We start from the raw sequence: 18,343 nt of genomic DNA, 5'->3' as shown, positions 1-18,343 counted from the left end.
CATTTTATCTTGGTGTTTTGTGCCTATACATTTATCCTGTGGCATCAGTTAACTGGGGGATTGCAAAGGCGGTGGGCGAATCGACCTTTAAACACTTTTGTGGAAGCCTTGGAAGCTTTAAGGATGCTAAAGATAGCGGCTAGAGTTTCCAGAGTGAGCTATCCTAGAGATAGTACTTACTCCATCCTCCCCCATGCTCGATCGAGTTCTCCATAGTCGTTATCAAGTCCAACAGTTACTGGGAAAAAAAACTATCTTAGCTAGGGACAGACACACCACCCAGTTAGTTATCATTAAACTTATTTCTGTTCCTAGTGGACAAGGGAGTCAGTTTATCGGAGAAATAACCGGTAAAATTGCCCTATTGCGACAACTCTCCCACCCATCTCTCCCCAAATACCTCAATAGCTTTGAGATAGATTCATCCCAAGAACAAATCATCGCTATTGTCCGACCTTATTTATCAGCGCAGCCTTTAGAAAACTATCTTAACTCCAGTTATTTGTTAGCAGAACAAGATCTCAAACAAATTGCCAAATATCTTTTGGAGATTCTCTCCTATCTCCATCAGCAGGATGTCCCCATTAACCACGGCAATATTAAACTTAGTAATATCCTCTTTGATACCCAGTCCCATCGTTTTTATCTAGTTGATTTTGCCTTTGATTCCGATTCTCCCACCACGGACTTACAGGATATAGGTAAAAGTTTGATTAGTTTAGCCACGGGGATTAAGCATCGTTACATACCCGAAAACTTTGAACAAAAAACTAATCTAAGCGCTTTTTTCATCTATTGGTTAAAAAGATTATCAAACTCCCCCCCAGACTCTCATTTTCGTTCGGTGACAGAAGCTTTAGCCAGCTTATATAGTTGTCAATTGATCCTAGTATCTATTGGCAATCTGACCAAACCCTACGGCAGCGAAGTTACTGTTTATAAAAAAGATAATCTCCTGCAAATCAAAATCGCTAGTAAAACCAAACAAAAGTTTTTCAATAATCTCAAAACCCAGTTAAGACAGTTTCTACCATCCCTATTCTTTACGATCATTCTCTTAACCATAGTCGGTATTTATGATCTCAAACTGGTCGCTTTTTTAATCCCGATTATCCTAATTTTTCTGCTCAATTTAATCTCCTCTAGTTTATCTTGGCAGTTATGGAAATCTTTTTGGCAGGGAGAACTAGAGTTAAAAATTACCCCCAAAAAAGTTTCTCTCTACCAAAAACTCTGGGGGCTGAAATTTAAACTAACTGCCGATGCTGCTAGTTGCGAAATTTATAGTCTCCTCCGTCGCAATGTCACCGTCACTATGCAGGGAGAAAACGTTAATATTATTCCCCCTTCTCTGGTTCTCGTTGCCAACCATCGAGAATATGTTATCACTGCCAGTGAAGATGTTAGCGAAGCGGAATTAGATTGGTTGGCACAACAGTTAAGTGATTGGCTACGTTTACCGATTACGAGAATTTAAGGTGTATTAAGCTAAGTTAACACACCCCAAATTTATTCGATAACATCTTCCGATTTAATCAGATGCGCTTCTAGGAACCAGAGACGTTTATCGATGTCCCGGGAGATTTCCGTATAGAGATCTGCTGTGTCGGCATCCCCTTGATTGCCAGTGGTATCAATAGCAGAACGAAGATGGGCGGCGTATAAGGCATAACGTTCGGCTAAAGCAACGATATGTTCACTACCATCGACGATATCAGCCGGATATTCCGGCAGAATCGAGTTAGCGGCAGCGATGCGCGCTGTTCCCAAAGCGGTTCCACCTAAAGCGGTAATCCGTTCTGCTACCATGTCCCCATAGCCTTCTAATTCCGTGGCCATTTCGTCGAAGAGGCTGTGCAATTGGTAGAAATTTAAACCTTTTACATTCCAGTGGGCCTGTTTAACCTGAGTTTTTAGGTCTAAACTAGCGGCAAGGGTTTGGCTTAAGATTTCAACCACAGCTTTGCGGATATCTAATGCTAAATCGATGCGGGTGGAGTAGTATTGTCCCGTGGTTTTGGTTTTGACGGAAGTGGCTACCATAATCTTTCTCCTTGAATTGAAAAACAAAAAAGGTTCTCTTGGACATTGGCTGAAAAATCTTCACTATGTTTACATTATGAGCGCAAGTCCTGCGCCCTTGTAACAGGTGACAGGCAACAGTAAGCCGTGAATCAGTTGCAAAATTTAAGAATGTCCTAAACTTAATGCCTAGTCCTTTATCTAGCTGATAATTGATTATGCTTCTAAATAAGCCGCTAATTCTTCCGAACCGCCAATTAATTGGCCGTCAATGAAGACTTGTGGGGTGGTGGTATTGCCACTCATGGCCCGCAGAGAACGACTGGTGGCATCGCGTCCGAGGATAATTTCTTCGTATTGTAGGCCTTTTTCTTCTAACATTTTCTTGGCCCGGAGGCAGTAGGGACAGCCGACTTTCGAGAAAAGAGAGACTAAAGGCGGTTTTTTGGCTTCTGGGTTGATGTAGTTTAGCATCGTTTCTGCATCGGAGACTTTGAAAGGATCTCCCGGTTCTTCCGGTTCAATGAACATTTTCTCGATAACACCATCTTTGACTAGCATCGAATAGCGCCAAGAACGTTGACCGAAACCTAAGTCAGCTTTATCGACTAACATCCCCATTCCTGCGCTAAATTCGCCGTTACCGTCGGGAATTAAAAGGATATTATCACATTCTTGGTCTTTTGCCCACTCGTTCATGACAAAGGTATCATTCACCGACAAGCAAACAATACTATCTACGCCATTTTCCCGAAAAACTGGGGCTAATTCGTTATATCCGGGTAAATGGGAGGTGGAACAGGTGGGAGTGAATGCCCCGGGTAAGGCAAAAAGAACAACGGTTTTTCCTTTGAATAATTCCTCGCTGGTGATGTTCACCCATTGATTATTTTGACGTACAGGAAAGGTGACATCGGGAACTCTCTGCCCTTCTCGGTTTGGTAGCATAATCGTCAACTCCTAATTGCTAAGTCGTACTCATTTTGAGTTTGTCTAAATTAAGTGTACTCATAACGACTATGAGTTGTCAACAAGTATTTATACTTAAATCAGGAGATAGGAGACAGGAGACAGGAGAATGGAGACAGGAGAATGGGAAATAGACAAAAGGCAGTAATATTGATTAGTTAATTTCCCCACACCCCACACCTATCCCCTTTTTTTACTGAAAAATGATGTTTTCCTTCCTGAAAAAAAGCTATAAATGGCTAGGACTAGCGATAATAACGGTGATTTTGGCGATTACACCCGCCGCCATTGCCCAATCAACCACTAGCGCCATACCTCTGGCAAAAATTAACTGGTTACAGGCGATTTTTTTGGGATTTGTGCAGGGAGTGACGGAATTTTTGCCGATTAGCAGTACCGCCCATTTAAAAGTGATTCCCGTCTTTTTGGGTTGGGGAGATCCCGGTGTCACCTATACGGCAGTGATTCAATTGGGCAGTATTGCGGCGGTATTGTCCTATTTTTGGCAGGATTTAAGGCAAATATCCACAGGAATGGTGAAAGCGGTGGCTAGTTCCGATTATCGTTCCCAGGATTTTCGTTTAGCCCTGGGGATTATCCTAGGCACAATTCCGATCGTTTTCTTCGGTTTGTTAATGAAACTTTTCATTCCCGATTTAGATAATTCCCCCCTGAGAAGCATGACAGCGATCGCCTGTGCCTCTATAGTCATGTCTTTACTCTTAGGTACGGCCGAAAAAATCGGGAAACATAAACGCAGTTTTGAGACTTTGCGACAAAAAGACGGTGTTTTAATGGGATTAGCCCAAGCTTTAGCCCTAATACCGGGGGTATCTCGTTCTGGGTCCACCTTAACTGCCGGGTTATTCATGGGTTTAGAAAGGGCCGTAGCGGCGCGATTTTCCTTTCTGTTGGGGATTCCGGCGATAACTTTAGCCGGTTTAGTGGAATTTAAAGGCGTTCTCGACCAGATTAACACCAGTGAATTAATTCCCCTCGCTATTGGGGTAATTTCCTCGGCGATATTTTCCTATCTTTCGATCGCTTGGTTATTAGATTATCTCAAAAAACAGAGTACCTGGGTTTTTGTCTGGTATCGTCTCTTTTTCGGGGTTACTATCCTGATTGGTGTAGCCTTGGGGCGTTTTTCCTGACCTTTTGGCATTCTAATTAATTTCTAAAAAATCTTGCAATTTTTTTAGATAAGTAGGGGCATCTTCTAACATGGGAAAGTGAGCAGTATTAGCCATCTCCACATACTGGATATTATTATTCAAATCCGCCGCCATTTTGCCCATTTTGGCGGGGATAATAATGTCTTTTTCCCCCGATACTAAAAGAGTTGGTACCTTAATCTCAGCAAATTTACCTGGCATAATTTCCACTGCCTTTTTACTCACAGATGTATAAATTGTGCCTAGGGCGGCCTCGTAATCTGCCGCTAAAAAATCTTCTAAAAAAGCAATTCTTTCTGATTTTGGGATCGATCGATGCAAAAATCTCGCCATAAATAATCGATCGGCAAAAGGTACTTTTAAAAACCAATCATAACGAAACCGTACCACATACTTACCGAATTTATGGAAGGCAGCAAAAGCCGCTTTATTATACTCAAAAATGCCATTACAGGTTAAAACTGCTTTGACCACTCTTTCGGGGTACATAGTAATAAAAAAAGTCGCCACCGATGCCCCCATAGAGTGACTATTGAGATAGACTTTTTCAATTTCCAAACTATCTAAAAACAAGGCCAAATCAAGGGCATATTCTTCTAAATCGTAGGAAAGATCGGAGGATTTTTCCGGCAATTTAGACCGACCAAAACCCCGCATATCGTACAATAAACAATCAAAGCGATCGCAAATTGCCGCAGCAGTCGATCGCCAATAGCGTCCCGATCCTCCCCAACCATGAATAAACACCATGACTGGCTTTTTCTGGGGAGATTCCGACTGTCGAATCCACTCGTAATAGTGGGGAACACCACGGACAGTGATTGTTTTATCGATTATTTGAGTTTTCATACTAAATCCAGTTATTAAAAACTGATTATTTATTCTCCGTTTTGCCTTTTGCATGAGTAGAAAACGGGTTTCTCCGAGAAACCCGTTTTCTGTGCGTTACTCAACGGATTTAGGGAGGTACAATTATTTGTAGGATGGGTTAGCGGTAGCGTAACCCATGCGGGCGTTGGGTTTCATGCTTCAACCCAACCTACATTCATCTTATATTTAATTCCACCCACCTACTTAGATACCTAGCCATCCTCGTCAAGAGTTTTGCCAACGTCGCGCATCTGTGTCCGATAGTCTTCCGATTGTCTTAAGGATAACGAACGAGAACGATTTCAAGCTTCGAGTAATCGTTCATAGATGTCGTCTTCCAGATTATCCCAAATCTTAGCCAGTGCAGTTTCGCTGACTTTTTGCCAGAAATCCGAGTTTGTCTCCTCCGGGATGAGGGTGACTAAAACCCTAGTACCCTCTGGAATCGGCACGGATTCGAGGAGTTCGATCCGGCCTTCTTTGATGATCGCAGGAACGGTGTTCAGCATGGTTAACCTCGATTTTTCCCCTTAAGCGGATTCTTGACTGGGTAGAGAGGAAGGATGAACCAATAGCTCTGCCGTGGAACGTTTTTCCACCATTTCGCGGGTGATTAAACATCGTTTCACGTCTTTGCGCGAGGGCAATTCGTACATGACATCGAGCATTAATTCCTCGACAATACCCCGCAGGGCCCGGGCCCCGGTTTTGCGACGATAGGCCTCTTGGGCGATCGCTAGGACGGCATCAGATTTAAACTCTAACTGTACATTGTCCATCTTCAACAGTTTTTGATACTGTTTCACCAAAGCGTTGCGGGGTTGCGTCAGGATAGCGATTAAAGCTTCCTCATCCAGGGGTGAAAGCGCCGCTAGGACGGGAATCCGACCGACAAACTCTGGAATCATGCCAAATTTGACTAAATCATCGGGAGTCATTTGTTTTAATAACCCTGCCGCTACCTTATCCTTACTAGCTTGGCCATCTCCCGGTTGAATAAAGCCCATAGATTTTTTACCGAGACGCTGATCGATCACCTTATCTAAACCGACAAACGCCCCACCGCAGATAAACAGGATATTGCTGGTGTCGATCTGAATACAATCCTGATAGGGGTGTTTGCGGCCGCCTTGGGGGGGAACATTGGCGATCGTTCCCTCTAACATTTTCAGTAAAGCTTGCTGTACCCCTTCTCCGGACACATCTCGGGTAATCGAGGTATTTTCGCTCTTGCGGGCAATTTTATCGATTTCATCGATGTAGATAATGCCCCGCTGCGCTTCTTCCACGTCTAAATCTGCCACTTGCAACAGACGCAAGAGAATATTTTCCACATCTTCCCCCACATAACCGGCCTCGGTTAACGTGGTGGCATCGGCGACGGCAAAAGGTACATCGAGGATTTTGGCCAGAGTTTGAGCTAGAAGGGTTTTTCCCGATCCTGTGGGACCAATTAACAGAATATTAGATTTTTGCAGTTCGATGCTATCTTCTGGATTGCCGCCACTGGCTTTTTGGGTTTGGATATCTTTGAGGCGTTTGTAATGGTTATAAACGGCCACAGAAAGCACTTTTTTCGCCTCATTTTGACCAATAACGTAGTCATCGAGGTATTTTTTAATCTCTCTTGGTTTAGGAATTTGTTCCCAAGTGGTTTTATTTTGGCCCGATCGCCGTTTGTTGGGACGTTCCTCCACTGGGGCGACCGGACTGGGCGGTTCCATCAATTCCTCATCGAGAATTTCGTTACACAGTTCCACACACTCGTCACAAATATAGACCCCCGGCCCGGCGATTAATTTTCGCACTTGTTCCTGGGATTTGCCGCAAAATGAACACTTGAGGTGGGAGTCGTATTTAGACATAGTTTATTATTTACAGGGAAGTAACGGGAACGGTAGGATCGGGCAGTTCGGGACGGGAAATCACCAGATCGATTAACCCATATTCTTTGGCTTCGACGGCCGACATGAAAAAGTCCCGTTCGGTGTCGTTGGCGATGCGATCGTAGGGTTGACCGGTGTGGTGAGCCAGCATGGTATTGAGTCTCTGTTTAATATAGAGGATCTCTTTGGCTTGGATGGCGATATCACTAGCTTGACCTTGGGCGCCGCCGAGGGGTTGGTGAATCATGATCCGGCTACTGGGTAGGGACATCCGTTTACCTGCCGCGCCACCACAAAGCAGGAATGCTCCCATACTAGCGGCTAAACCGAAACAAATTGTCGCCACGTCGGGGCGAATTTGTTGCATGGTGTCGTAGATAGCTAGTCCGGCATAAACGGAACCACCGGGGGAGTTGATATAAAGTTGGATATCTTTTTCGGGATCTTCTGCCTCCAAGTAGAGGAGTTGGGCAACGATCGAATCAGCGACCTGATCATCGACGGGGGTTCCCAAAAAGACAATTCTCTCGCGCAAGAGTCGAGAATAGATATCAAAAGCCCGTTCACCCATGCCAGACTGTTCGATTACCACGGGTAAAACGTTAGCTAGGGAGTTTCTCCCCGTGTTGGCGTAGATAGCAGGGCGACAATTACTGGTAATTGGGTAGTCAGGTGATCTCGATTCGAGCATAATTTTTTCGGTTCCGCTATCACAATCTTAGGGTTTTTGCTTGGCTGTGGAGCTTTTATTGGCAAATGTTAAGCATCTTTAGCACTTCTGTCCATCTATTATGCCCTAAGTTTCCCCCGGTTGGCAGGAATCAGTTATCAGTTATCAGTGATCAGTTATCAGGAGATGGGGGAATGGGGGAATGGGGGAATTCAACTAATACCCCAAAACCCTAACACCCCAACACCCAACACCCAACACGACTGCTAACTCCTTACGGTTATTCTTCCTCGGCTGCCAACACTTCCACTTCGGTGAATGCGAAGGTTTCTTCTGTTTCCTCCTCCTCGCTTGTTTCTTCCTCTAGGGAACCTTTGGGGACGAGGGTGATAGTAGCTTTTTCTTTCAGCCATTCCAGGGTGTTTTCCGCCAGCATTTCTTCGGTGATCACCTGTTCCAGACGCTGCCTATCTATGTCGCGATCGGACAATTGGGCCATGATATTAGCGATTTTTTCCGCTACCGCTTCGGGACTGACTTCAATGCCCGCGACTTTAGCCAATTCCTGCACCACCAGAGTCTCTTTCAGACTTTCGATCGCATCGGGACGAGCGTTTTCCCGCATTTTGGGAATATTATCTTTTGTAAACAACTGGTTGACATCTAGACCCATTTGTTGGAACTGCATGAAGCTTTGGGTCAAAATATGCGTCACTTCCTTTTCGATCAGCGTCTCCGGTAAATCTAAAGTCGCACCCTTGACTAATTCCTTGGTTAAAGCGTCATCAATGCTTTCTTTGGTTTCCTTCTCCGCTTGTTCTTGGAAACGTTTCTCTAAACTTGCTCTTAATTCGGCGATTGTTTCCTGATCGCTGACTTCTTGGGCAAAATCGTCGTCAAGCTCCGGTAATTCCTTTGCTTTTAACTCTTTCATCGTAATTGTAAAGATTACCGCTTTTGCTGCCACATCTTCTTTGGGATAATCTTCCGGGAAAGTCAAAGTCATCTCTTTGACTTCTTCCGGTTTCATGCCGATAATTCCTTCTACCATCCCCTCGATAAAGCGTCCTGCTTCCATATCCACCCGCAGATCTTCGCCGTCAATATCCGGGATATCTTCGCCAGTTTCGGCGGATTTTCCCCGATAATCAACGATCGCCACATCTCCTAGCTGCGCCCCGCGATCTTCCACGGGAACCAATGTCGCTAACTGTTCTTGACGCTCTTTAAACCAATTTTCCACGGATTCGGGATCATAAACGGTTTCTTCGGCAGTAACGCTCAGATTTTCGTAATCTCCGAGAACAATTGTCGGGGCCACATCCACGGAAACTGAAAAAGTCAAAGCTTTACCCGGTTCATAGGCAGCGATCAAATCCTCAAACTGAGACAATAGCTGCGGAGTACCCAGGGACTCGATCCCCTCCTGTTTTAGAGCAGATTCGAGGCAATTTTCAAGTAATTCCTCAATTACCGCCGCTTTTACCGCTTTAGTTCCCAATCTTTGCAGAAGAATCTGACGGGGAACCTTGCCGGGGCGAAAACCGGGTATATTGGCCGACTTCGCTAAATTCTTGACCACTTGCTCGTGGGTGTTTTTCGTGGTTTCGGCGGGAATTTCAATTTCTAAACCTATCTGACTGGCAGGAAGCTTTTCCTGAATAACTTTCATTGATTTTTCTAGCTCTTACGACAAGGAACGTTTATAATAGGGTGAGCGGTGTTTACGCCTGCGGTGGATCCGTCCCGCTCGTGATATTCTAGGGGAATAGCTGCAGTTGCTCCCCAAGCTCTCACAATCTTTTTATTTTAGCGGTCAATGGGGTATATTTAATTTATTCCGTCCTTGGGGCAGTTAAGCCCAATCAGAAAATTTTGCTGATCAAAAGCCGATCAATCCAAGTCTTAGAATAACTCGGTGGACAAAAAAGATTTTTTACTGTAACGATTTCTTCGGATCATTATCATCACCCAACTCGTCAGGAGGTCACACAATTTGAGTCAAAAAGTACGGGTCGCTATTTTAGGAGCCACCGGGGCCGTGGGAACGGAATTACTAGAGTTATTAGCTAGTCGTCAATTTCCTCTCGCTAGTCTAAAATTACTGGCTTCCGAGCGTTCTGCTGGAAAAACCCTCGATTTTCGGTGCGAAAGTCTCCTAATCGAAGCGGTAAACGAGCGCTCTTTTCAGGACGTGGATATCGTTCTTGCTTCTGCGGGGGGGTCCACCTCGAAAGCTTGGGCGAAAACTATTGTCGAGTCGGGTGCGACGATGATCGATAACTCCAGTGCTTTTCGCATGAATCCCGAAGTGCCTTTAGTTGTCCCGGAAATCAATCCCGACAGTGTGGACAATCACCGGGGCATTATCGCTAATCCCAACTGTACGACAATTCTTTTAGGAGTGGCGATCTGGCCTCTCCACCAAGTACAGGCGATCGAGCGAGTAGTAGTTTCTACTTATCAGTCCGCCAGTGGTGCTGGGGCGCGAGCCATGGAGGAAGTGAAAGAGCAAGCACGAGCAATTCTTGAGCATCGGCAACCTCCCACTAATTCCTTTCCCTATCCCCTCGCTTTTAATCTTTTTCCCCACAATACCCCGATTAATGGTCAAGGGTACTGCGAGGAAGAAATGAAAATGGTCAACGAAACCCGCAAGATTTTTGCTTGTCCGGGGCTGCGGGTTAGCGCCACCTGTGTGAGGGTTCCCGTGCTGCGGGCCCATTCGGAATCGGTTAACCTAGAATTTAGTCAGCCTTTTTCTGTGGTGAAGGCTAGAGAGATTCTTCAGTCCGCTCCGGGGGTAAAATTAGTGGAAGATTGGGACGCTAATTATTTTCCCATGCCAATTGATGCTACCGGTCGCGATGAAGTATTAGTGGGACGCATTCGTCAAGATATATCCCATCCTAACGGTCTAGAATTGTGGCTATGCGGCGATCAAATTCGCAAGGGTGCGGCTTTAAATGCTGTACAAATTGCGGAACTTTTAGTCAAGAAAAATCTCGTCGGTTCAAGATTAGCAACAGTTTGATAACTAAGCGATCAGCCATCAGCTAGATCAAGGCGATGATAACTAGACCTCTGGTAAAAATCAAAAATTGTTGTTGGGGTTAGGAGCCAGTAGTCAGTAGTCAGGAGGATTAAGAATGAATAATAATCAATTAAATAGTCCTACCCTAACCCATCCTACAAATAATTAATTGTGCCTCCCTACTTAGGAGGATTGTCAGATTCTTTCTTTTGCCTCTTGCCTTCAGAAGCTGATAACTGATAACTGATAACTGATAACTGATAACTGATAACTGATAACTGATCAATGAGTGAAACATATTTTGGACGAGTAATTACGGCGATGGTGACTCCCTTCACCGTCGAGGGTCAAGTTAATTATGCCCTGGTGGAAAAATTGGCCGATTATCTAGTTACTCACGGTAGCGATGGTATAGTGGTCTGTGGGACGACGGGAGAATCACCCACCCTAAGTTGGCAGGAAGAATACGAACTATTTAGTATTGTCAAAAAAGCGGTTAATGGTCGGGGAAAAGTGATCGCGGGGACGGGTTCTAATTCCACTTCCGAAGCGATCGAAGCTACCCAACAGGCTGCTAAACTGGGTTTAGATGGTTCTTTACAAGTGGTTCCCTACTACAATAAACCACCCCAAGAGGGTTTATACGAGCATTTTCGCACCATTGCCAAAGCTTGTCCCGATCTGCCAGTAATGCTTTATAATATCCCCGGTCGTACGGGTCAAAATATGACCCCGGAAACGATTATTAAACTGGCAGCAGTTGATAATATTGTGGCGGTAAAAGAAGCTAGTGGTAATTTAGAACAAACCTGTAAGATTTACTGTCATACTCCTGAAAATTTCGCTATTTATTCCGGCGATGATTTTCTCACCTTACCCCTAATGACCTGTGGTGCGGTGGGGGTGGTCAGTGTTGCTAGTCATCTGGTGGGAGAAGAAATCCAAGGGATGATTCAAGCTTTATTAACCGGAGATGCGGCCAAAGCGATCGAGATTAACTTGAAATTATTTCCCCTGTTTAAAGGTTTATTCTGTGCCACTAATCCAATTCCAATTAAAGCGGCCTTAAATCTAGTCGGTTGGGAAGTGGGGGGTCTAAGACTTCCTTTATGTTCCTTAAGTCCCGAACTAGAAGAAGGATTAGCAAAAATCATGCAAGAATTGGCTTTAATCTAGAAAAATACTAGAAATTCTTGCCCACTAAACTGGGATTTTTCGAGAAAGTAGGTTATAATATTAATAGCTTAACTAGAAAAGAAATATAGTTTAGAACTGCTAGAAAGTATTGATACTAAGTGAATTTAGCTAGGTGTTATTTCCCTAGTTCGACTTATTCTAACTATTCATTTTTTGAGATTTCCCGTCCAAAAAAACCACCTGAAAAATCACCATAACTTACCATCAAAGGATACCTAATGAATCAAGATAAAACCCAAGCAAAACTAAAGATCATTCCCCTAGGAGGACTACACGAAATCGGCAAAAACACCTGTGTTTTTGAGTACGATGATGAGATTATTCTCCTGGATGCTGGTTTAGCTTTTCCTTCCGATGATATGCACGGGGTCAATGTAGTGCTTCCCGATATGACTTATCTAAGAGAAAATCGCCATAAAATTAAGGGTATGATCGTCACCCACGGTCACGAAGATCATATCGGTGGTATTCCCTACCATCTCAAACAATTTGATGTACCAATTATCTACGGTCCGCGTCTAGCGATGGCTTTATTGCGGGATAAATTGGAAGAAGCAGGATTAGCAAATCGTACCAAATTAGAAACCGTAGTTCCCCGGCAAATGGTGCGTTTAGGTAAATCTTTCATGGTGGAATATATCCGCAATACCCACTCGATCGCCGATAGTTTTTGTGTAGCAATTCACACTCCTTTAGGGGTAGTTATTCACACAGGAGATTTTAAAATTGACCATACTCCCGTGGATGGCGAATTCTTTGATCTGCAAAAAATTGCCGAACATGGCGAGAAAGGGGTGCTATGTTTATTGAGTGATTCCACTAACGCGGAAGTACCCGGTTATACTCCTTCGGAAGCCTCCGTTTATCCCGGTTTAGAGCGGGTTTTTAACCAAGCAACGGGACGGATTATGATCACTACCTTTGCTTCCTCGGTGCATCGGATTAATCTGGTGTTGAAATTGGCCCAGAAATTTAACCGGAAAGTGGTGGTAGTGGGTCGATCGATGTTAAATGTCATCGCTCATGCGCGCAATTTGGGGTATATAAAATGTCCCGATGATCTATTTGAACCCTTGAAAGCGACCCGCAATTTAGCCGATGATAAAATCGTCATTTTAACCACAGGCTCCCAGGGGGAACCTTTAGCGGCCATGACGCGGATTTCTAAGGGTGAACATCCTCATATTCGCGTGCGTCAGGGGGATACGATTGTCTTTTCCGCTAATCCGATTCCGGGTAATACGATCGCTGTGGTCAATACAATTGATCGCCTGATGATGCAGGGTGCTAACGTAGTTTACGGACGCGATAAGGGAATTCACGTTTCCGGCCATGGTTCCCAAGAAGACCATAAATTGATGCTATCTTTGACCCGGCCGAAGTTTTTTGTGCCAGTGCATGGAGAACACCGAATGCTGGTCAAACACGCTCAGATGGCCCAAAGTATGGGTATTGCTGCCGAAAATATGGTGATTGTCAAAAATGGTGACACGATCGAGTTAACTGGCGATCGCATTGCTATCGGCGCGCCAGTGCCTTCGGGAATCGAGTTAGTCGATCAAGCGGGTGTGGTCCACGAACACATTATGCAGGAAAGACAACAGTTAGCCGAAGATGGTGTGATTACGATCGCATCCTTCGTCAACGGTGAGGGACAATTAAGCGCACCCCCAGAGATTAATTTGCGCGGTGTGGTGACAAAAGTGGAAATCTCGCTGCTGAATCAGCTAATTATTCGGGCGATCGAACGCTGTTTAAGCGATCGCATCGGTGAATTTAAAACCGCCACGGGGTCCCCGGATTGGGCCGGTTTGCGGGCCGAAATCGAGACGACTTTGCAACGTTTAATCAAACGGGAGTTACAGAGTCAACCCCTAGTGATTTTCCTCCTGCAAGCGGCGGCAACGGAACCAGCGAACAATCGTACTTATCGCCGCCGTCGTCCGGCAGCCACCATGGCCTCCTAATATCAGTGAGCAGTGAGCAGTAATCAGTGATCAGTAAACAGTGAAAAGATGGCAAGAAACTGCTATTTAATACTGGTCACTTAACACATACTGCTCACTTAAAACTCAAATCTGATAACTGTTAACTTACCCACTGATAACTGATAACTGATAACTGATAACTGATAACTGACCATGTTCCATGCTGCCGATTTGCGATCGCTGCTGACCGCCGTTGCCAGGGGAGAAATTAACCCGGAGACAGCCTTAGATAAACTTAAACATCTGGCCTTTGAACCGGTGGAAGACTTCGCTAAAATTGACCATCATCGTCAATTAAGAACGGGATTTCCGGAGGTTATCTGGGGGCCGGGTAAAACCACCGCTCAAATCGCCCAAATTATCCATGTTTTGCGTCAAAATAGTCCCGTGGTTATGGCCACCCGCATTGAAGCAGAGATAGCAGCCCAGCTACAGGAACAGGTGACAGACTTAGTTTATTATCCCTTAGCCCGCATCTGTGCCATTGCCGCAGCTGCCCCAGAAAATCCCCCAAAAGGGATAATTTCCATCCTAACGGCGGGAACTGCCGATATTCCCGTAGCGGAGGAGGCGGCGGTTACTGCTCAATTATGCGGTTTTTCCGTGCAGCGTCTCTGGGATGTGGGAGTAGCGGGAATTCATCGCCTCTTGAATCATCGCCATCTATTGGATGCCGCCGATGTGTTAATTGTTGTTGCGGGAATGGAAGGAGCCTTACCAAGTGTGGTAGCGGGATTAGTCGATCGCCCGGTGATCGCCGTTCCCACGAGTATCGGTTACGGAACCAGTTTCGGTGGTATTGCTCCTTTGTTAACTATGCTCAATTCCTGCGCGGTCGGTATCGGTGTGGTTAATATCGATAATGGTTTTGGGGCTGCCATGTTAGCCGGCCAAATTTTACGCACGGCGGCCAGATTAGCCTAGATTTTCCCTCATCTCAGGCTGAAAATCCTATACAGTTGGTATAGGGATAAACTACTTTGAAAAAGAAGCCGATATGCACCTAAGTGAAATTACTCATCCCAACCAGTTACATGGTTTATCACTCCGTCAATTAGAAGATATTGCCCGTCAGATTCGCGAAAAACACCTCCAGACGATCGCCGCTACCGGTGGACATTTGGGACCGGGGTTAGGAGTCGTAGAACTAACGATCGCCCTTTACCAGACCCTCGATCTCGATCGAGATAAAGTCCTTTGGGACGTGGGACACCAAGCTTATCCGCACAAACTCCTTACCGGCCGCTATAACGACTTTCACACCCTGCGCCAAAAAAACGGCATTGCGGGCTATCTAAAACGTTGCGAGAGCAAATTTGACCATTTTGGGGCTGGACACGCCTCTACGAGCATTTCTGCGGGGTTAGGAATGGCTTTAGCCCGGGATGCCAAGGGGGAAGATTTCAAGGTGGTATCGATCATCGGGGATGGCGCTTTAACCGGGGGTATGGCCCTAGAAGCGATTAACCATGCTGGACATTTACCGAACACCAACATCATGGTTATCCTCAACGATAACGAGATGTCCATTTCCCCCAACGTCGGGGCAATTTCCCGCTATCTCAATAAAGTTCGTCTGAGCGAACCCGTCCAGTTTATCGCCGATAATCTCGAGGAACAATTTAAAAATCTACCCTTCTTCGGTGACTCCCTCACTCCCGAAATGGAACGAGTCAAAGAAGGAATGAAACGGTTAGCAGTTCCCAAAGTCGGCGCGGTCATCGAAGAATTGGGCTTTAAATATTTTGGCCCGATTGATGGTCATAATATTCCCGAATTAATCGCCACTTTTAAACAGGCCCATAAGGTCCACGGACCGGTTTTCGTCCACGTTGCCACCGTTAAAGGCAAAGGCTACGAATGGGCCGAAAAAGATCAAGTGGGTTATCATGCTCAAAATCCCTTTAATTTAGCCACGGGTAAACCGATTCCCTCCAGTAAACCGAAACCTCCCGCTTATTCTAAAGTTTTCGGGCATACTCTCACTAAATTAGCGGAAAATGACCCGCGCATTATCGGTATCACCGCCGCCATGGCCACCGGGACGGGATTAGATAAATTTCAGGCAAAACTGCCGAAACAGTACATCGATGTGGGAATTGCCGAACAACACGCCGTTACTCTCGCTGGTGGTCTTGCTTGCGAAGGAATGCGCCCGGTTGTCACCATTTACTCTACTTTCCTGCAGCGGGCTTTTGATCAGATTATTCATGATATCTGCATTCAAAATCTACCGGTTTTCTTCTGCATGGACCGGGCCGGTATTGTCGGGGCCGATGGACCGACCCACCAAGGGATGTACGATATCGCCTACCTGCGTTGTATCCCCAATATGACCATTATGGCCCCGAAAGATGAGGCGGAACTGCAAAGAATGGTGGTGACGGGGATTAATCATACCAGCGGCCCCATTGCCATGCGTTACCCCCGGGGCAACGGTTTAGGGGTTCCCCTGATGGAAGAAGGTTGGGAAGCTTTACCCATCGGTAAGGGCGAAATTCTCCGCAGTGGCGATGATATTCTCCTGTTGGGATACGGCACGATGGTCAACACTTCCCTACAGGTGGCCGAAATCCTCAGCGAACACGGCATCGAAGCCACAGTGGTTAATGCTCGTTTTGTCAAGCCCCTTGATACAGAACTTATCTTTCCCCTTGCTCAACGTCTTGGTAAAGTGGTGACTTTAGAAGAAGGTTGTTTGATGGGTGGTTTTGGTTCTGCGGTTTTGGAAGCTTTACAGGATGCTAATATTCTAGTTCCGGTCAAGCGTTTCGGGGTTCCCGATAAATTAGTGGATCACGCAACACCAGAGGAATCCTTCGCTGATTTGGGTTTAACCAGTCCCCAGATTGCCCAACAGGTTTTAGCGGCATTTTTTAGCCAAAAACAAACCGCTAACGTCGGTTAAAATCTCAAGATTAGCTTGGCCAGTTTTCCCGAAAAATTAGGGAAGACTGGCTTTTTTGGTCTAGATAGTCAATGAAGACTGCCGGCAATAAATAGTGAGGGGAACGAACCACAGAGACACAAAGGACACAAAGATCGATCACTACTATATAAGTTAAATTTATCACACAAAGAATAAGAGAGTCCAGTAGCTTTAAGAGCATCAGCCATGAGTTGGTCATAGTATCCCTAGTTGTGCCTATAGCGGTTTTCCCAGAAGTGAGTCCCGATTGAAACGCTGAAACGCCTATCTATCAAGGGATTTACTATACCTTATTGGACTGAAAACCGCTATAGTAGATTAAACCTCTTGCATAATTAATTTTTGAGGGTTCAAAAATGAGAAAAAAGGTTAAATTTTGTCAAGAAATTGCTTAAAGTTTTGTAAAGCCACTTGACTTAAAGACAGAATTGTGTACAATCGTTCATCGGTAATTTTACCCGGAGTGCTGTGTATGGTTTCATCAGTTCATCTTATGGCTTCTGGCTGGGATTTAGCAGTTTTTGTTTTAAAGCTAACCTTTGAGCAAGAGCAGAATAGGAGGATATGTCAACCATGTTAAGCACTGATCTAGAGATAAGACTAGCAGCTTTAGAAGCTGAAGTAGCACTGCTTAAGCGTTTGCTACCTACTGTCAGCGAAACTCCCTGGTGGGAAAAAATTGTCGGCACTTTTGCTGACGATCCGGTTTACGAAGAGGCAATGCAGTTTGGTCAAGAGTACCGTCAGTCTCTAAAACCTTTAGCCGAGGAAGCATCCGAACCCTGAAATGTATCTCCTTGACACAGATCATATTACTATTCTCGATCGCGGGGGTCAACCGGCACAACAATTGCTGAAAAAACTGGCTGCTATTACGAGCAGCGAAGTTGCCACCACAATTATCACCTACGAAGAACAAATGCGGGGATGGCTCAGTTACATAGCCAAGACCAGTTCGATTGAAACCCAAGTTGTTGCCTATCGAAGGCTAGAAAAGCACCTCGCTAATTATCGCACGATTCCCATTGTCGGCTTTGATGAAAAGGCAGGTCAAGTTTTTCAAGAACTTCGGGTAACTTACCCTCGTTTGGGTTCGATGGATTTGAAGATTGCTGCTATCTCAATGGTTAATCAGGCTATCCTGCTGACGAGAAATCTCTCAGATTTTGGGCAAATTGCCGGTTTAAGAGCAGAAGATTGGACGATTACAGGCAACTGAATTACCTATGGAAAACCAACTTTGGCAGCGAATCACCCCCAGAGATAATTTATGTTTGTTTTTATAAATGCACGTCATCAGCTATCGAAGACTACGAGAATTTACGAATAAACACGCTGATTCCCGAATAGCTTTAGAGAATTGGTATAAAATTGCCAGTAAAGCGATTTGGTATAATTTAGTTGAGGTTCAAACAGTATTTCCTAAAGCAGAAGCAGTTGGTAACTTTACTGTTTTTAACATTAAAGGGAATAGTTATCGTCTCATAACCAGTATCGATTATCAGAAGCGGCTAATTTATATCAAGTATGTTTTAACTCACGCTGAATACGATAAGGAGCAATGGAAAAATGACCCTTACTTTTAATCCAGAAAAATACAAAG

At 45.0% G+C, this 18,343-nt stretch carries 18 protein-coding genes; 10 read left to right on the top strand and 8 right to left on the bottom strand.

The genetic code is table 11. The features are described from left to right. Nucleotides 1-193 precede the first annotated feature (193 nt). Entirely contained in the window at nt 194-1,477 is a 1,284-nt protein-coding gene (locus EWV68_RS12860) for a protein kinase domain-containing protein (protein WP_061431427.1), read from the top strand. 32 nt (nt 1,478-1,509) lie between these two features. Here EWV68_RS12860 and dps read toward each other — a convergent pair whose 3' ends face one another. Both dps and EWV68_RS12850 read right to left on the bottom strand, forming a co-directional pair. Then, on the bottom strand, nt 1,510-2,043 hold the full coding sequence (gene dps, locus EWV68_RS12855) for a DNA starvation/stationary phase protection protein Dps (RefSeq protein WP_287170003.1): 534 nt from the start codon (nt 2,041-2,043) through the stop codon (nt 1,510-1,512). 195 nt (nt 2,044-2,238) lie between these two features. After that, nucleotides 2,239-2,970 carry a glutathione peroxidase gene (locus EWV68_RS12850; RefSeq protein ID WP_061432644.1) on the bottom strand — a complete coding sequence of 244 codons (732 nt, stop codon included), beginning with the start codon at nt 2,968-2,970 and terminating at the stop codon, nt 2,239-2,241. A gap of 224 nt (nt 2,971-3,194) precedes the next feature. Between EWV68_RS12850 and EWV68_RS12845 the strand changes: the two genes are divergently transcribed. Further along, nucleotides 3,195-4,145 (top strand): undecaprenyl-diphosphate phosphatase, encoded by a 951-nt coding sequence (locus tag EWV68_RS12845; protein ID WP_061432645.1) that lies wholly within the window; start codon nt 3,195-3,197, stop codon nt 4,143-4,145. Nucleotides 4,146-4,157: 12 nt separating this feature from the next. Here EWV68_RS12845 and EWV68_RS12840 read toward each other — a convergent pair whose 3' ends face one another. The 5 genes from EWV68_RS12840 to tig all read right to left on the bottom strand — a co-directional run bounded on the left by EWV68_RS12840 (nt 4,158) and on the right by tig (nt 9,264). Next, nucleotides 4,158-5,015 (bottom strand): alpha/beta fold hydrolase, encoded by an 858-nt coding sequence (locus EWV68_RS12840; RefSeq protein WP_061432646.1) that lies wholly within the window; start codon nt 5,013-5,015, stop codon nt 4,158-4,160. 323 nt (nt 5,016-5,338) lie between these two features. Further along, nucleotides 5,339-5,545: a hypothetical protein gene (locus EWV68_RS12835; RefSeq protein ID WP_002797389.1), complete on the bottom strand. Its 207-nt coding sequence runs from the start codon at nt 5,543-5,545 to the stop codon at nt 5,339-5,341. A 21-nt stretch (nt 5,546-5,566) separates the two neighbouring features. Then, on the bottom strand, nt 5,567-6,901 hold the full coding sequence (gene clpX / locus EWV68_RS12830; protein ID WP_287170001.1) for an ATP-dependent protease ATP-binding subunit ClpX: 1,335 nt from the start codon (nt 6,899-6,901) through the stop codon (nt 5,567-5,569). Nucleotides 6,902-6,911: 10 nt separating this feature from the next. Further along, nucleotides 6,912-7,613, bottom strand: coding sequence for an ATP-dependent Clp endopeptidase proteolytic subunit ClpP (gene clpP / locus EWV68_RS12825; RefSeq protein ID WP_002736918.1), 702 nt, complete (start codon nt 7,611-7,613; stop codon nt 6,912-6,914). Nucleotides 7,614-7,872: 259 nt separating this feature from the next. After that, nucleotides 7,873-9,264 carry a trigger factor gene (gene tig, locus EWV68_RS12820; protein WP_287170000.1) on the bottom strand — a complete coding sequence of 464 codons (1,392 nt, stop codon included), beginning with the start codon at nt 9,262-9,264 and terminating at the stop codon, nt 7,873-7,875. A gap of 324 nt (nt 9,265-9,588) precedes the next feature. On the opposite strand from tig, the gene EWV68_RS12815 reads away from it, so the two are divergent. The 5 genes from EWV68_RS12815 (at nt 9,589) to dxs (ending at nt 16,719) form a co-directional block, all read left to right on the top strand. Beyond that, nucleotides 9,589-10,626 carry an aspartate-semialdehyde dehydrogenase gene (locus tag EWV68_RS12815; protein WP_287169999.1) on the top strand — a complete coding sequence of 346 codons (1,038 nt, stop codon included), beginning with the start codon at nt 9,589-9,591 and terminating at the stop codon, nt 10,624-10,626. Between the two features lie 285 nt (nt 10,627-10,911). Then, on the top strand, nt 10,912-11,802 hold the full coding sequence (gene dapA / locus EWV68_RS12810) for a 4-hydroxy-tetrahydrodipicolinate synthase (protein WP_061432649.1): 891 nt from the start codon (nt 10,912-10,914) through the stop codon (nt 11,800-11,802). 239 nt (nt 11,803-12,041) lie between these two features. After that, nucleotides 12,042-13,790: a ribonuclease J gene (locus EWV68_RS12805; RefSeq protein ID WP_287169998.1), complete on the top strand. Its 1,749-nt coding sequence runs from the start codon at nt 12,042-12,044 to the stop codon at nt 13,788-13,790. A 174-nt stretch (nt 13,791-13,964) separates the two neighbouring features. Further along, complete coding sequence (larB, locus tag EWV68_RS12800; RefSeq protein ID WP_008207304.1) at nt 13,965-14,735, top strand: nickel pincer cofactor biosynthesis protein LarB; 771 nt, start codon at nt 13,965-13,967, stop codon at nt 14,733-14,735. Nucleotides 14,736-14,808: 73 nt separating this feature from the next. Beyond that, complete coding sequence (gene dxs, locus EWV68_RS12795) at nt 14,809-16,719, top strand: 1-deoxy-D-xylulose-5-phosphate synthase (protein ID WP_287169996.1); 1,911 nt, start codon at nt 14,809-14,811, stop codon at nt 16,717-16,719. Between the two features lie 68 nt (nt 16,720-16,787). On the opposite strand, the gene EWV68_RS12790 is transcribed toward dxs, so the two are convergent. Next, entirely contained in the window at nt 16,788-16,928 is a 141-nt protein-coding gene (locus EWV68_RS12790; RefSeq protein WP_071821127.1) for a DUF2191 domain-containing protein, read from the bottom strand. 385 nt (nt 16,929-17,313) lie between these two features. Between EWV68_RS12790 and EWV68_RS12785 the strand changes: the two genes are divergently transcribed. The 3 genes from EWV68_RS12785 to EWV68_RS12775 all read left to right on the top strand — a co-directional run bounded on the left by EWV68_RS12785 (nt 17,314) and on the right by EWV68_RS12775 (nt 18,326). Beyond that, nucleotides 17,314-17,526, top strand: coding sequence for a hypothetical protein (locus EWV68_RS12785; protein ID WP_002797374.1), 213 nt, complete (start codon nt 17,314-17,316; stop codon nt 17,524-17,526). Between the two features lies 1 nt (nt 17,527). Then, nucleotides 17,528-17,959, top strand: coding sequence for a type II toxin-antitoxin system VapC family toxin (locus EWV68_RS12780; protein WP_190722202.1), 432 nt, complete (start codon nt 17,528-17,530; stop codon nt 17,957-17,959). A gap of 67 nt (nt 17,960-18,026) precedes the next feature. Beyond that, nucleotides 18,027-18,326 (top strand): type II toxin-antitoxin system HigB family toxin, encoded by a 300-nt coding sequence (locus EWV68_RS12775; protein WP_002777884.1) that lies wholly within the window; start codon nt 18,027-18,029, stop codon nt 18,324-18,326. Nucleotides 18,327-18,343 lie beyond the last annotated feature (17 nt).

Origin of the sequence: Microcystis sp. M_QC_C_20170808_M9Col (assembly GCF_007095495.1) — a bacterium.
Taxonomy (GTDB): domain Bacteria; phylum Cyanobacteriota; class Cyanobacteriia; order Cyanobacteriales; family Microcystaceae; genus Microcystis; species Microcystis aeruginosa.
Note: the sequence above shows the minus strand (reverse complement) of the source record. Positions and strands in the feature narration are given on the sequence as shown.